Annotated in this window: 8 protein-coding genes; 5 read left to right on the forward strand and 3 right to left on the reverse strand. The window is 70.1% G+C overall.

The genetic code is table 11. The annotated features are described in order from the left end of the window. Positions 1–305 precede the first annotated feature (305 nt). Positions 306–3,284 (reverse strand): ATP-binding protein, encoded by a 2,979-nt coding sequence (locus tag ACFV0G_RS00195; RefSeq protein WP_380538967.1) that lies wholly within the window; start codon positions 3,282–3,284, stop codon positions 306–308. 165 nt (positions 3,285–3,449) lie between these two features. Between ACFV0G_RS00195 and ACFV0G_RS00200 the strand changes: the two genes are divergently transcribed. The 3 genes from ACFV0G_RS00200 (at position 3,450) to ACFV0G_RS00210 (ending at position 5,745) form a co-directional block, all read left to right on the forward strand. Further along, positions 3,450–3,875, forward strand: coding sequence for a hypothetical protein (locus ACFV0G_RS00200; RefSeq protein WP_380538970.1), 426 nt, complete (start codon positions 3,450–3,452; stop codon positions 3,873–3,875). A 155-nt stretch (positions 3,876–4,030) separates the two neighbouring features. Beyond that, entirely contained in the window at positions 4,031–4,957 is a 927-nt protein-coding gene (locus ACFV0G_RS00205; protein ID WP_380538973.1) for a sensor histidine kinase, read from the forward strand. Positions 4,958–5,019: 62 nt separating this feature from the next. Next, positions 5,020–5,745, forward strand: a complete 726-nt coding sequence (locus ACFV0G_RS00210; protein ID WP_380538976.1) for a response regulator — start codon at positions 5,020–5,022, stop codon at positions 5,743–5,745. On the opposite strand, the gene ACFV0G_RS00215 is transcribed toward ACFV0G_RS00210, so the two are convergent. Together ACFV0G_RS00215 and eccCa are read right to left on the reverse strand one after the other, a co-directional pair. After that, positions 5,708–7,936 carry a WXG100 family type VII secretion target gene (locus tag ACFV0G_RS00215; protein ID WP_380538979.1) on the reverse strand — a complete coding sequence of 743 codons (2,229 nt, stop codon included), beginning with the start codon at positions 7,934–7,936 and terminating at the stop codon, positions 5,708–5,710. The two genes, ACFV0G_RS00210 and ACFV0G_RS00215, sit on opposite strands and share 38 nt — an antisense overlap. A gap of 247 nt (positions 7,937–8,183) precedes the next feature. After that, positions 8,184–12,152, reverse strand: a complete 3,969-nt coding sequence (gene eccCa, locus ACFV0G_RS00220; RefSeq protein WP_380538982.1) for a type VII secretion protein EccCa — start codon at positions 12,150–12,152, stop codon at positions 8,184–8,186. 144 nt (positions 12,153–12,296) lie between these two features. Between eccCa and eccD the strand changes: the two genes are divergently transcribed. Together eccD and eccB are read left to right on the forward strand one after the other, a co-directional pair. Continuing rightward, positions 12,297–13,688 (forward strand): type VII secretion integral membrane protein EccD, encoded by a 1,392-nt coding sequence (eccD, locus tag ACFV0G_RS00225; RefSeq protein ID WP_380538985.1) that lies wholly within the window; start codon positions 12,297–12,299, stop codon positions 13,686–13,688. A gap of 51 nt (positions 13,689–13,739) precedes the next feature. Continuing rightward, positions 13,740–15,164: a type VII secretion protein EccB gene (gene eccB, locus ACFV0G_RS00230; RefSeq protein ID WP_380538987.1), complete on the forward strand. Its 1,425-nt coding sequence runs from the start codon at positions 13,740–13,742 to the stop codon at positions 15,162–15,164. Positions 15,165–15,202 lie beyond the last annotated feature (38 nt).

Raw genomic sequence — 15,202 nt, forward strand, 5'->3', positions numbered from 1 at the left:
AGCTTTCGCGAAGGAGACGGCCGTACCCGGCGCTGCCCCGGGGCGGACGGCTGCGCCTGTCCCGGCAACGGGTGAAACGAGGGCAACAGGCGACGGATGAGCCATTTCGGGATCTGTTGCTCTGAGCCTGTCCACCTGCTCAACCCGGAAGGGCCATTTCCCGCTGCGCCCTACTTGGGGCGGCACCTCGTCAGCGGACTGCTGCCCAAGGGAGAGCCCAAGTGCCCCCCTGCCCCTGCAGGTCCGGTCCCCGCATAGGCGCCGAGGACGGCCACGCGCCCTCGGCGTGCGACATACACAGCGCATCACGCCACCGCACCGGCCCCCTGCGGCTCCGAATGCCGCAGCGCCTCAGTGGCGATCTCGACGCGGGAGTGGACACCAAGTTTGACCAAGATGTGCGACACATGGGTCTGGACCGTCCGCCGGGACAAGAACATGTCCGCGGCGATCTCCGGATTCGACTTGCCCTCCGCGACCAGCCGGGCCACCCGCAACTCGGTGGGGGAGAGCGCGGGCCACCCGAACGACGCCCGCGGACGAGGACCGCGCACCCCGCGGCGCACTCCGTACGGCCGGATACGGGTGTCCGCCCTCCGTATGTCCCAGGCCGCACCCACCTGCGCGTAGACAGAGGTGGCGTCCGCCAGCGCAGCTCGCGCCTCCCCGGTTTGGCCGCGGCGGGCCAACAGGACCGCTGCGTCCTCCAGAGCCTGTGCCCGTTCAAAGGGCCGCCCGACGGCCGCGTAGTGCTCGGCGGCTTCCAGGACGGGGAACGGATCGCCCTGGACCAGCCCGCGACAGCGTCGCGCGGCGAAAGACGCTCGCGCCGGCGTCACTTCCCGGTCTGCTTCGCTCTGGCACAACTCACTCGCCGCCCGGGCCACAGCCCCGTCCTCCAGATCCACGGCCAGCCTGACCAGGTCTGGCAGCCACTGGTGCATCAGGCTCATCTGCCCCGGACGGGGCTCCAAGATCCGGGACAGCAGGACGAGCGCCCGCTCGGGGTCTCCTTCGCGTTCTGCCTCCAACGCCTGCGCGGCGAGCAGGAAGTCACCGTTCTCCCAGTCGGAGATGGTGTTCATCGGCAACGCCAGCCCGGCGTCCAGGTGTTTGCGCGCAAGGTCGCGGTTGTCGCGGTGCCCGGCGATCAGCGCGGTCACGCCGTGGTGCAGCAACATCGGGCCACGTTCCCGCAGCCCGAAATAGGTGGCTTCCGGCCCCTGCGCCTGAACCGAGTCCAGCGAGGCCAGGGCGTCGTCCCAACGGCCGCACCAGAAATCGTGTACGGCCGACCCGATGTACAGGGTCGCCTTGGCGGGCTCGCCTTCACGCACCGCCTCCGCATGGGCCTGCCGAAGCACGGTCTCCGCATCCGCCAGCCGGTCGAGGTTCTGGAAGGTGAACAATTGGTTCTCCCGTGCCCAGGCCCGCAGATCCGCGAACTCCGGGTCGTCGCCGAGCACGGCGAGCGCCCGCTCGACTGCCGCCAGGGCGCTGCCGTGGTCGCGCCGTGCCGAATCGACGAGCCACAACACGCACAACGAGTAGCCGACGCCGAACCGGTCCTGCGCGGCCTCTGCCGCGCGCAGCGCCTCCCGGGCTCCGTGTTCTGCCCCGCGGAGATCTCCCTCGTCGGCGCGCAGACACATGGCCGACAGAGCCTGGAAACGGCCCCGCCACTTCGGCGGCAGCGCTCTGTCCCGGAGCGTCTGCGCGATCATCGAGCGGGCCTGGTCGTTGCGGCCGGCGCCGAAGAGCATCCGGGCCAGGAGCCAACGCATCTCGGCGGCACGTTCGGTGCTCGGCGAGAGCGCCAGCAGTCCCCATACGTGCTTCTCCGCCTCATCGTGCAAACCGAGTCGGAACAGCGCCCTGGCGAGCGCGGACACCATCACTTCGTACTGCTCGGTCCCCATGCCCGCGTTCTGCTCCACCACCTGCCGCAGCAGCTCGGCCGCTACCCCCGGAACCTGGTGCGTCAGCGTCTCCGCGTGGGACGCCACCCACTCCAGGGACCACCGGTCCACTGCCGCGGGCACGGCGATCAGCTGCTCGGCAACCCGTTCGACACCGGCTCCGGACCCCGCCAGTACCTGGGCTACCTGGCGGTGCAGGGCTGCTCGCAGGGGGGACGGCAAGCCGTCGTAGAGAACCTGCCGGATCAGCGGGTGGCGAAACCGCAGGCCCGCGCCAGAGGCTGTCACGACCGCCGCGACATCGGCCTGCCGCAGCCCACTGAGCAGCGCGGAGACCGAGGTATCCAGAACAGCCGCCAGATCCGTGACGGTGAACTCCTGACCCAGGAGGGCCGCGGTACCCAGCATTTCCAACAACGGCTGGGGAAGAAAGCCCAGCCGGGCGCTGATCACCGCAGCCAGCGACTGCGGAACCCGATCAGGCACACCTGCCGCCAGCTCGGCCTCCTCTGCGAGAACCACTGAGCCCTCGTCCAGCAGCACGTCGACCAGCTCGACGAGGTAGAGCGGATTGCCCGCCGCGTTCGCGGCCAGATGCCTCAGTCGCGGCCCGGGCGGCGCCCCGACGAGCCGGGCAACCACCTGGGACACGTCCTCCTCGGCCAGCGGCCCTAGCTGGAACCGCACCCCGCCGCGAGAAAGCACGCTCTGCCGCAGCTGCGCCACCGCGTCTCGCTGGGGCAACGGCCGGGAGACCGCGATCAGCAGCAGCGGCAGCTGTTCGACCGACTGAGCCAGCCGGTGCCAGGCGATGAGGCTGGGCTCGTCGGCCCACTGGACGTCGTCGATCACCATGATCAGAGGCCCGCTGGCGCACAGCTCGTCGACCAGCGCCAATAGCCGTTCCATCGCGGCGCGCACCGGATCGACGCCGCCCAATACCTCGGAACCGGGCTTGCCGTACAGCAGCCCGGCCACCTGGGCTCGCCGGTCATCAGGGGAGTTCGAGCTGATGCCCAGGCAGTCCATCACCACCCGCAGTGGAGAGTGCACACTCAGCTCGTCTGCCTCGGCCCACCCCGTCCGGCAGCCGGCAGCCTCGGTACTTGTAAGCGCGGCCTCCACAAACGAGGACTTGCCGATCCCCGGCTCTCCCTCGACCCACACGACCTGCCCCAGCCCGGCCGACACGTCCCGCACCAACTGCTGGAGTAGGGCCATGTCCGTGCTCCGCCCCACAAAGGCCGCTGCTGGACCGCTCGATCCCATGCACGAAAGCCTATACCGGTGCCTTTGGGAGATTTCCCCACAGCGGAGTGCCCCATCCCGCCGAGAACGGCCGCTGCCCGTGACCGGACTGGGCATCCTGCGAGAGACCTGCTTGCAAAATCGGACCGGGGCCCACGCCGTACCCGGGACCAAGGGCCCAGGCCCCTTCCGGGAGCGTCGGGGTGCCGACTAGCCTGCCAAACACTTCCCAGGTCGGCGCCCGCTCCCGTCGGCGACCGCGCGACCAGCAAGGAGCCTTCCATGCGCCAGCCACAGCCCACCACAGCGGTCCTGCACGGCACCCGCGCCTCGACCACCGCCCCGGCCCTCGTAGCCCGCCACCCGCAGTGGCCCGGAGGCGTGGCCCGCCCGGAGACGCCGGGTTTTGAACGATCGGCCAAGGCCTGGCTCTTCGACCTGGGCCCTGCCCGCTGGCAGTGCGAAGGCGTGTTCCATCGCCGTCCCGACGAACTCGCCCGGATGGTACGGCTCCACATCGAATCCGAGCTGGCGACCGCACAGGCCGCCCTGCGCAGAATCCGCGCCCGCCGCACCTCCCTGGACGCCCAGGAGCTCCTCGACATCTACCAGCGGGAGAGCGACTGGGCCGTCGCCATGCGGGACCAGGTCTGCGAGGTGGAGACAGCCCTCCAGCAGTGCCGCGAAACCCGGAGAAAGGCCTCGTAGGCGCCCCCTGCCAGGGGGCGGGAGCGGACTGGCCTGCTGGCGGATGTTTCCCGGCATGGCCGCCGGGATGCTGAGACCTACCCTTCAGGGCCCCAGGACACGGTTCCCGGGGTCCTTTGGGTACTCGGAACTGCCCCGGCACGAGAGGCCCGCAGATGACCCACCGCCAGATCGGAGATTGCGCCGCCGGACCTTGCTCCCGTTCCCGCCGCACGTCCGCCGTCACCCTCCTCGTCGCCGGTTCCGCAGCCGTTGGCGCCTGGGTTCTTGCCCCGTTGTCCGCAGCGGGGGTCGCCCTTTTCGTGGCGGCCGTGGCCTTGTCCGCTGTCCGCCCTCCCGTCCCACCCTCGAACCGTGCCCCCGGTGGCTGCCAGACCTGCGAAGAACGGGTCAGGCGCGCCGCAGCCGCGGAACGTGCCCGACTGGCACGCGGCCTGCACGACTCACTGGGTAAGACCGTTGACGGCATTGCGCTGGCTGCCGAGGCGCTTGCCCGTGAGGCCCGCAACGGACGCCCGGATCTGGCGGACCGCGCCGGGCAGATCGCTGCTGCCGCCGGCCAGGCATCCCGTGAGGCCAGGGATCTGATGACGGGCCTGCGCGGTGCGCCCACAGCCGGAGGAACCGAGTCGCTCCGGGAGGCCATTGAACGCACAGCTGCCACCTGGTCGGCGCGTGCATTGACGGGATGGACAGTCCATGTGGCTGAGGGACTCGACGGTGAGCTCGGCGGTGAGGTCCGCTGTGAACTGCTGCTCATCGTCGACGAAGCGCTCGCCAACGCGGTTCGGCACGCCTCCGCCTCCCACCTGTGGGTGACGATCGCCCGAGACGGCCTCCACCGGGTGGAGGTGGCCGTCTGCGACGACGGGGAAGGCTTCGACCCCGCTTCCGTGCCGGCCGATCGGCAACAAGGTGAGCGCTACGGGGTCCTCGGCATGCGTGAGCGTGCCGAACTGCTCGGCGGCACCCTACGCATCGGCCGCAGCCGCCAGGGCGGAACCGAACTACGAGTCCGCCTCCCGCTCGCCAGCCCGACAGGCTCCGCCATGCCGGGCGCCTGTGCGGTTCCCAGCCCCTGAACCACCCGCACCCCTGCCCGGCCCGCCGGGTGGAGCGGTACCGTATGCAGAAAGTGACGGCCATGATCGACCACCTGCCAGGCAAGTCCCTCGGTGTGCTGATCGTCGACGACAATGCGGTGGTCCGGATGGGCCTTCGGGCACTGCTCGGCACCGACCCGAGGCTGGCCGTCGTGGGCGAGGCCGGGAACGGGCGCGCAGCTCTGCACCTGGCCCAGCAGCTCCACCCCGACGTCATCCTGCTGGACAACCGCATGCCCCATGTCGACGGCCTGAGCGTGCTGCGGCCCCTTGCAGCGATCTCGCGCGTGCTGATGACCACCTACACCCACGATCCTGTCACCGTGGAATCCGCGATGCGCCTGGGGGCATCGGGATTCCTCGTCCACGGAGACTTCACCCCGGACGAGCTGATCCGCGCCGTTCTACGTGCCGGCCCCGGGCTGGCGCACCTGTCGCCGCAGGCCACCTCCGCGATACTGAGCCGACTGCACACGAACGTGCCCGTGCGGACCGCACCGCAGAACAGGCAGATCGATGCACTGACCCGGCGGGAGCGGGAGGTCATGAATCTCGTGGCGCAGGGTCTGTCCAACTCCAGGATCGCCAGCCGACTCGTGCTCAGCGAGAAGACGGTCAAGAACCACATCAACCACATCCTGGGAAAGCTCCAGGCCTCGAACAGGGCTGAGGCCATGGCGCACTGGCTCGGGACGGACCGTCAGGACAACCGGACCGAGCCGCGGGATGTCACGACCGGGCGGGAGAGGGAACGATCTCGCCCATGACCATCCGGATGACCTGCTTCCCCAGGCTTTTCGTGCCGACGCGGAACAATGCGTCCTCGATGCTCTTGTCCGGGAAGAGACGGTTGACGGACACACCCTTCAACAGGTCCCGAGTCACGTTGCCGACTCCGGCGATGGGCACGCCCACCCACACCAACGGGTTAGTCTGCCCCGGCCGGTAGGCGATGCCAGTGGAGACAGTGTTGCCCAGGGATCCCTTGAAGAAGCCCTTGGTAGGCTCGTACAGCAATGCCTCTCGCCATGACTTCGGGGCCTCGATGGCTTTGAGGGACTGTGGGGAGAACCCTCCAATGGCGGCCTTCTGCCATTCCATCGGCCGCAGTTGCCGCTCGCCGTTTCGGACGGCTTGGCCGTACTCGACGGGCAGACCCTCCTTCCAGGTGTTGCGGCGCAGTGCGCCGGCGAACAGCGACGAGGCCGACGTCTCCTCGCGAAGCGCCCTGCCGGCGTCCGCGAACCCCTGCCACGCCTGGTGCCGGGCCAGCGCCGCATCCAATCGCTGCCGAGCCGCCGCGGCCTCGGCGGCGGCGACGTCCGTCGCGCGGGAGGCGGCTCGCACCTGGGCGTCTGCGGCGGCCCGGGCGCCAGTTGCCCTCTCCCACTGCCGTCTGCCGAGCGATTCTCGAGTCCGCGCCCGGGCCACTTCCTGCGCCGCACGCTGAACCCGTGCTGGGTCACCGAAGACCTGGGCGAGGTCGTGTCGGCTCTCGGCTGCCCATACCTGCGCCCTGCTGCGGCCGAGTGCTTCCGTACGGGCAGCGGTCAACTGTTCGGCTGCTCTGAGCCGTTCCTGCGCCGTTCGCAGGGTCATTTCCGCCTGCTGGTGCAGCGCGGTCGCGCTGCGCTGGGCGGCGCCGGCCGCCTCTGCCTGTCGGGCGAGCGGAGCGCCCTCGCCCGGCACGCCCCGAAGCCCCGCTTTGCGTGTACCGGCTCGGGCTGCCAGGAACCGGTCGAGCGAGCCGGTCGGGCCGGGGACAGCGGGTGCGTTCCCTCGCCCGCCGACCGGCTTGTCCACCGGGACTTCTGCGAACCGCACACCGCCGTACGGGACCGTCTCGCCGGCGCCGCCGAGCGCCTGGGCGATCTCCTCCGGTGCGGGAACGGACACGTCGGTGGCGGGACGGTCCGCGGTCCCTGGGCCGGAGCGGATGACACCCCCTTCGGAGACACCGGTGGCATGCCCCGCGCCGTCGTGACTGGCGACCCGGGTGAGGTCCTCCAGGTCACTGGCCGTCCGGCTGACCGCATTGTCGGGGGTACCAGCCGCGGTGGCCGTGGCGCTGGTCCCCAGAGCATCGGCCTGCCCGAATCCGGCCCCGTCGTGCGATGGCCCCCTCCCGAGAGACTTCACCCAGGACTTCGCCTGCTCTCCCATGCTCACGAACTCCGGTAGGCCATCCGCGGCACGCTTGACCTCGCCGCCCGCGGTGAGGACCTTCTTGAACCCGCTTGCCTCCAGTCCGCCGATCAGTCCGCCGGCCAGCCCGCTGCCCAGGGCGCTCCACACCATGGTGATGTCGAACGGCTTGTGGCCGACCCCGCGGGCGGTCAGGCTTGCCAGCACGTCCACGGTGATGTCGCGGGCCCCGTCGTAGAGCACCTTCCCATATCCCAGGCTGGCGGACTCGCTGCGCCAGACCAGCTTGCTGACCTGCGCGATCCAGGTGCGGGCCCGTACGAAGAAGCGAACGACCGCAGCCAGCAGGTCGGCCAGCCACTGCACGAGGCGGCCCGCGTCGACGGCCAACGCCGCCAGGTGCATCTCGGCTGCGGCGAGCAGGGGTGGGAAGAGTGCCGCGGCTGTGATGAAGGCGAGGGTGGCGGCGATCTGGATCGCCAATTCCTTGAGGATCTCCAGGGCCTGCTCGAGCCGGGAAGCGTGGTCCTCGTGCTGCTCGGCTGTCTTCACGGCGATCGACGCGGTGGTCGCTAGGTCGTTGGCGTGGGAAGCCGCCCCGAGACGGAAGGCGTCGGCGGCGCTGCCTTGCCAGGCGGTCTGCGACTGCCGCACCAGATCCTCGATATGGGCACTGTGCGCGCGCAGCTGTGCGGCGAGGGCGTAGTGGGCCTGGGCATTGTCGCGCAGGACCCCGGGGTCGCCGCCGGGCTCGGGCAATCCGACGGCGGCCAGGGCGTGCGGCGGATCCAGGACGGCGCCCCGGGTGCTCATCGGAGCAGTCCCGGGGCGGCCGGGGCACCGTCTTGTCCGCATGCGCCGCCGGTGCGCACCGCAGTAGTCCTCACCTGGACAGCATGCGTGGCGCCGCTGTTTGGAAAGTCCTCTACCGGGCGGTATCCGGAAGAGCTCGATCAGTGTTCACGCGCTGGTCCCGCTTTGCTTCCCCACTGCGGGGCAGTCCGATTGCGCGGGGGAGACATGCAGGTGAACGGCCGGGCGAGTCAGCGCCGAGGAACGCTCAGCCGGTGCGACGGGGGAGGTCGGGCCGGTCGAGGAAAGCGGTCTGCAGCAGCAGGTTCTGCCGGCGGGTGACCAGCGTGGCCCGCCCCGGTGGCAGCAGGCGGGGCTTGGCATTGCCCAGGAAGGTGCCTTCCTCCTTGCTGCAGGACAGCAGCAGTCCGGGGGTGCCGAGTTCCCACAGCCTTCGCAGGACCGGATCGGACATCGCCCGGGAGGCGCCGGAGCTGGACCTGGCGACGATCAGGTGCAGGCCGATCTCGGCGCCCTGGGGCAGCAGGTCGAGCAGCGGCGCCAGCGGGCCGTGCAGCCCGCCGCCGACCAGTTCGTAGTCGTCGACAAGGACGAACAGCTCGGGCCCGACCCACCAGTCCCGCTGCCGCAGCCGGTCCGGGGTGATCTCGGGGCCGGGGAGGCGGCCCTGAAGGGTTTTGGCGGTGGAGGTCATCATTTCGGCGAGCGCGGACTCCGAGACGGCGTAGCCGAGCTGCGTCTGCTCCGGAACCCACTCGTAGAGGTCGCGACGGTAGTCGGCGATCATGATCCGGGCCTGTTGCGGCGCGTACCGTTGGACGACGGCGCGAGCCACCAGCCGGAGCAGATTGGTCTTTCCGGTCTCGGTGTCTCCGAAGACCATGAGATGGGGGCTTTGCCCGAAGTCGTGCCACACCGGTTCCAGCTGCTGCTCGTCCACACCGATCGGGACCAGCAGGTCGCCGCTCGGAGGGGGCAGCTCGGCGACGGGAATGGTGTGGGGCAGCATGCGGAGGGCCGGAGCATGGGGGCTCCTCCAGCTGTGTGCGACCTCCTTGACCAGCGCGGCCGTGGCTTCCTGGAGGTCCTCGACCGATCCGGAGCCGTCGATGCGGGGGAGTGCGGCGAGGAAGTGCAAGCCCTCGGAGGTGAGGCCGCGGCCGGGGATCGCCGGGACCCGAGCCGCGTCCCGGCTGCTGACCTCGGACTCGATGGCGTCGCCGAGGTGGAGTTCGAGACGGGTGCCGAGGAGATCGCGGGTCCAGGGCCTGATCTCGGACCAGCGAGTGGCACTGACGACGACGTGGATGCCATAGCTGAGGCCACGATTGGCGATGTCGGTGATGATCGCCTCCCAGCCCTCGAACTCCTGGCGGAGGGTGAACCAGCCGTCAACCACAAGGAAGACGTCCCCCCAAGGGTCGTCGGCGCACTGGCCGTCCCGGCGCATCCGCCGGTATGTGGCCATCGACTGCACACCCTGCTCGGAGAACCGGCGCTCGCGCTGGGTGAGTAGTTGACTGACCTCGGCGACGATTCGGGCGCCCCGATCGGGTTCCAGCCGTGACGCCACGCCGGAGACGTGCGGCAGTCCGGAGAGGCTGCCGAGCGTGCCGCCGCCGTAGTCGAGGCAGTAGACCTGTATCTCTTGTGGCGTGTGGGAGAGGGCGAGGGCTGTGACAAGCGTGCGCAGGAGCGTGCTCTTGCCGCTCTGCGGAGCGCCGACGACACCCACATGGCCAGCGGCGCCGGAGAGGTTGATACTCAGCAGTTCCCGAAGGCCGTCGAACGGGCGATCGACAATGCCCAAGGCGACCGTGAGTGCGCCCCGGGTCTGCGGGTCGGCGCAGGTGAGGCCGAGCGCGGGATCGGCGGTGAGGGGCGGCATGACCTGGTCCAGACTCGGCGGCGCCGCCAGCGGCGGCAGCCACACCTGGCGGGCCGGCGGGCCAGGGGTGTGCAACCGCTCCAGCAACAGGTCGAACAGGGTGGGGGCGCCGCTACCCGCTGCCTGTGGCACAGTCTCGACGGCGGTCGGGGCCGCTTCGGCGGGCAGCGGTAGATAGTCGGAGCCGAAATCGACGACCTGCCGTTCCACCACGGAGAGGGGACGGCGACGCTCAGGCGCCTTGTGCGGCCCCGATACATACGCAGCCTTGAAACGCGTCAGGGTCATGTCCGACTTGAGGAAGCCGTTCCCCGGCGAGGACGGGAGCTGATAGGCATCGGACACACCCAGTACGCTGCGGCTCTCCGCGGCGGAGAATGTCCGCAGGCCGATCCGGTAGGACAGGTGCGACTCCAACATGTGCACCCGGCCCTCGTCGAGCCGCTGCGAGGCGAGCAGAAGATGCACGCCCAAGCTCCGTCCGAGCCGCCCCACCATCACGAACAGATCCATGAACTCTCTTTTAGTGCTGAGAAGTTCACTGAATTCGTCGACGATCAGGAAGAGTGTGGGCAGGGCGTCCAGCTGAGCGCCCTGCATCCTGGCCCGCTCGTGCTCGTACAGCGAGCTGTAGCCGGTGCGACGCAAGTACTCCTGGCGGCGTACCAGTTCACCCTGCAGGGCATCCTGCATGCGGTCCACCAACGGCAGCTCGTCGGCCAGGTTGGTGATGACCGCCGCGGTGTGCGGCAGACCCTCCAACCCGGCGAACGTGGCGCCGCCCTTGAAGTCGACCAGAACGAAGTTCAGGACCTCGGAGGAGTGCGTCGCGGCCAACGAGATGACCAGGGTGCGCAGCAGCTCGCTCTTGCCCGAGCCGGTCGCGCCGATCAGCATGCCGTGCGGGCCCATACCGCCCTGTGCGGACTCCTTGATGTCCAACTCGACCGGGGAACCGTCCTCGGCCACGCCGATGGGGACACTAAGACGGTCGTGCGGGGAGCGCGCAGCCCAGAATGCCTCCGGGTCGAAAGCCCGCACGTCCTCGATGCCCAACAGGGTGGTCAGTTCTAGATCGGTCGCCAGCGGATCCGCGGCTTCGGTGGATCCTCCCATCCGGTACGGAGCGATCAGCCGCGCCAGGGTCCGGCAGCGTGCAGTACTGAGCACGTCGGGCCGGCCCGCCCGGGTGACGACATCCTTGCCCGTGCGGTCGGAGCCCACCGTTTCGATGGAGTCGGCAGTGACGTTGAGCCGCAGGGTGACCCGGTCGGCTTTCCACCGAAGCGAATCCGACACGTCCAGCACCGTGGTGTTGCACAGCCCGGACTCGGCGATCCGCGCTCCCGGCGGCAGCGGCACCCCGTCCAGGATCACCACCACATACGGCTCGTTCTTCTTCGGCGCCGCCGAAGGGTCGAACCGAGAGCGCTCGGTGAATTCCTCACCCAGCAACTGCTCCAGCCCCTCATAGGTGTCGGCGATCAGACGTACCTGGCCGGCCGCGTCGTGCTCCCCGCCGTGCAGGGCATGCGGCAACCACTTCACCCAGTCCCAGTGGGCACGACGCTCGTCAGCCGCACACACCGCGATGACCAGGTCATCGGGGGAATGGAAGACGGCCAGCTGGGCGAGCACCGCACGGATCATCCCGCGTCGCACTTCGTCGTCGCCACGCACCAGAACCCGGGCGAAGGCCCGCAGGTAGATGGCCACCGGCAGATCCGGAACCACCGCGTAGGCCCGGATGAAGCGCCGCAGCGCCGACGCACACAGAGGTTCCAGATCCTCCACCGGCTTGGTCTGCGGTGCCTGGATCCGGGAAGCCAGCCGCTGCTCCCCGGCACCAATCCGCACCTCGCCGAAGTCATCGTGGCTCACCCGCCGTTCCCACAGCCGCGAGCTCATCGCCACCGACCACAGACCCCGCGGGTCGGGGTGCTGCCACGACAGCGCCGCCCGTTGGCGCAGCGCCGTCCTGCGTACCTGCCGACGGGACTGGGTCATGTACCGCAGGTAGTCGCGCCGGGCACCCTTGAGACGGCGCTTGCGCTCACCTGAGGCACTCCCCAGCTGGCCCAACAGCATCATCACCATCGAGAGGGCCATCGCTCCCGACGCCAGATAGCTGACGGCCTTCGCCCCGGGCTGCACGAACATCAGCATCATCGCGCCGGAGGACACACCCATGGGGAGGTACATCATCGCCATCGACATGCCGCCACCCTGCTTCTCCGGCAGGACGGGCGGCTCCTGGAGCGCGATCTCCCCGTCGGGCAGTTCCGGCCCGGTACGCCGCAGCGGACGACGGAAGACGACTGTGGTCACGTGAAAGTGCCTCCTTGAACCTCCGGGAGAGTCCCGGCCGTGTACAGGTGCAGGGGCACACGCCCCTGGGACCGGCCACCACTTCTAGGTACGTGCCGGACCCCTTGGGAGGTTCGGAAATGAGTGCGAAGTGGGTGCGCCGAGATGAACGGACAGAGCGCGGGGGAGATGTGCAGGCTGGCGGTCGTCGCACCCGACCGGCAGGTGGAGGTGGCGGTCCCCGCAGGGGTGACCCTGTCCGATCTGCTGCCCGCGGTACTGCGACACGTCGGCACCGACCTCGCCGACGCCGGCCTTGAGCACGACGGATGGGTCCTGCAACGGCTCGGTGAAGCCCCACTCGACGAGGACCGCACCCCCGCAGAGCTCGGCCTTCGCGACGGCGACATACTGACGCTGCGCCCACGTTCCGACGCGCTGCCCGAGATGGACTTCGACGACCTGGTAGACGGCATCTCCACCGGTATCCGGGCCCGCCCGGATCGCTGGCACGAGGAGATGACCCGCCGCCTGCTGCTCGGTTTTGCCCTGGCCGCTCTTGCAACCGGCTTGGCTGTGCTGCTTCTGAGCGGGCCCAGTGCGCCGCGGGCGGCGGCGGCCGGCCTGGTCGCCGCCCTGCTGACGCTGGCCGCGACACCGGTTGTACGGACCTGGGCCGGCACATCCGCGGGCACCGCGTTGAGGCTGGCCGCCCTGCCTTATGCGGCCGTTGCCGCTGCTCTCGCCACCGGGGAACGACTGAGCCTCATCCACCCGACCTGCCACCAACTGCTCGCTGCGGGAGCGACGGTGGCGGTGGTGGCGGCCCTAGGGGCGGTGACGGACCCGGGTGGGCGGGCGGCGTTCGTCGGCGCCTCGGCCGCTGGGGCATTGGCCGCCGCGGGAGCCCTGCCCGCCACCACGGGGCTCCTCACCGGGACCGGCGCCGCCGCCGTCCTGCTCTGCACCGCTCTCGCCCTGGGCCCGACCGTACCGGTCACCGCGTTTCGGCTCGCCAGGCTGCGCACGACCGCGCTGCCGACCGGAGCCGAGGATCTGGGTGAGGACGTCGAACCGATTGCGGCCCCGCCACTGCTCGACCGGGTCAAGAGCACCGACCGGTTCATGACGGCCCTGTTCGTCGCACTCGGTCTGGCCTGCACGTTCTGCCTGGTGCGACTGCTCGGGGCATCCGGCTGGGCACCGCCCGTTCTGGCCGTCGTCGCCTGCCTGGTGCTGCTGCTGCGCAGTCGTGTGCTGCTCGGCGCCTGGCAGCGGCTGGCTGCCGTGGTCCCCGGGGTGGCAGGGCTGGTACTGCTCGCGGCTCGCGAGGCGGCCTCCTTGCCGATGGCCCAGCGGCTGGCAGGCGGGCTCGGCGGTCTGACGGTCCTGGCCGCCGTGATGGTGATTGCCGCCCACCGGTTGCCGGGGCGCCGACTGCTGCCCTACTGGGGTAGGGCTGCGGACCTCGCCGAGAGTCTGACCGCCCTGAGTATGGTGCCGGTGCTTTGCCAGGTGCTCGGGCTGTTCGGTTACGCGCGAGGGCTGTTCGGCTGACGTACGCCGACGGCATGGCCGCGGAGGACCCTCACACGTGGAGTAGTGACGATGCAGAGCAAGCAGGACCAGCTCCAGGCCCACCTTTACGTTCTCGGCAGAGTGGTGTCGGCCTTGACCCGAGGGGAGCCCGATGCCGCAGAAACACCGATGCGGCGGTTCACCGGCGCATCCTTCGGCGGCTCCGTGCTGGCCGGCGTGTTGGTAGCCGGGGCCGCGGTCCTCGGTCTGGTGCTGCCGAGCTCAGGTACCGCTTGGCGGGCCCCGGGGACACTGGTTGTGGAGAAGGAGACTGGTACCCGCTATTTGTTGGTTGATGGCGTGCTCCACCCGGTGCTGAACTACGCATCGGCCCGGCTCCTGGTGGGTTCTCAGCTGCACGTGGAGTATGTGGCGGCCAAGACGATCGGAGCTGTTCCGCGTGGCGTCCCGCTGGGTATCCCCGGCGCACCGGACGCCCTGCCGCAGCCAGGCTGGCCCGGCGGCCGGGACTGGGCCCTGTGCGCCGATCCGGCCGTCGGCGAGGCCTCCGCATCCGTACGTACCGTAGTGGCGCTCGGTTCGGCGCGTCCGATTCCCACGCCGCTGGACGAGGGCGCGCTACTCGTGCAGGGGCCGGACGGCCGTCTGTATCTGGCCCAGCACGACCAGCGGATGCTCGTACCGGACCGGGCAGCGCTGGTTGTGCTCGGTTACGGCAGCAGCCAGCCGTGGCGGGTCTCCGCCCCGTGGCTGGCCGCGCTGCCTACTGGGCCCGACCTGCGGGCGCCCGAGGTGCCGGGTCGTGGGGCGGACGGTCCTCGGGTCGGTGGGCAGCCGACCAAGGCGGGCCAGGTTCTGGCGGTTTCTACGGGCACTGGCGGTGGAACCGGGACCAGTTACTTCCTGGTACTCCAGGACGGCCTGGCTCCGCTCAGCGCTCTGGAGGCGACTCTGCTGATTGGTGAGCCCGCCACTCGAGGTGCCTATCCGGGTGGGCGGGTGGCAGCGGTCCCCGTCAACTCCTCCGATGCGGCGGCAGTCCCGCTGTCGGCCACCAAGGTCGCCGTTGGAGGCCTTCCTACGGTCATCCCCGCTTTGGTCGAGCCCGTAGACGGACGCCCTCAGGCGCCGTGCGTCCGGGTGGGGCTTGCCGCCGACGGTTCGGTCGCGACCGTCCGGCTCGGTCTCACGGACTCGGTCACGACCGACGGCTCGCAGGCCGCGGCGAACCGCGCCCTGCTTCCCCCCGGAGGCGGTCTGTTGGCCCAGGTCCGGGCGGCACCAGGTGTGCAGGGCGGGAAGGAGTACCTGGTGACCGACCTCGGGGCGAAGTACCCGCTGGGGGCGGACGCGGCCGCAGCGCTCGGCTTCTCCGAGAACTCCCCGACGACGGTACCGTCCAACCTGCTCGACCTGCTGCCCACCGGTCCCGCGCTCGATCAGGGCAACGCCGCGCAAGAGCAGCCCGTTACCGCGCCCTCGGCCGATCGCTAGCAATGTGTCCCATGTGGTGGCCGGCTCGTTTGGATCGG

It is taken from the genome of Kitasatospora sp. NPDC059571 (assembly GCF_042735675.1).
Classification (GTDB): Bacteria; Actinomycetota; Actinomycetes; order Streptomycetales; family Streptomycetaceae; genus Kitasatospora.

What these genes read in the sequence shown, in the direction of transcription:
- ACFV0G_RS00195 (WP_380538967.1), bottom strand. Translation starts at nt 3,284, where the DNA reads ATGCCCAGTCCGGTCACGGGCAGCGGCCGTTCTCGGCGGGATGGGGCA.
- ACFV0G_RS00200 (WP_380538970.1), top strand. Translation starts at nt 3,450, where the DNA reads ATGCGCCAGCCACAGCCCACCACAGCGGTCCTGCACGGCACCCGCGCC.
- ACFV0G_RS00205 (WP_380538973.1), top strand. Translation starts at nt 4,031, where the DNA reads ATGACCCACCGCCAGATCGGAGATTGCGCCGCCGGACCTTGCTCCCGT.
- ACFV0G_RS00210 (WP_380538976.1), top strand. Translation starts at nt 5,020, where the DNA reads ATGATCGACCACCTGCCAGGCAAGTCCCTCGGTGTGCTGATCGTCGAC.
- ACFV0G_RS00215 (WP_380538979.1), bottom strand. Translation starts at nt 7,936, where the DNA reads ATGAGCACCCGGGGCGCCGTCCTGGATCCGCCGCACGCCCTGGCCGCC.
- eccD (WP_380538985.1), top strand. Translation starts at nt 12,297, where the DNA reads ATGAACGGACAGAGCGCGGGGGAGATGTGCAGGCTGGCGGTCGTCGCA.
- eccB (WP_380538987.1), top strand. Translation starts at nt 13,740, where the DNA reads ATGCAGAGCAAGCAGGACCAGCTCCAGGCCCACCTTTACGTTCTCGGC.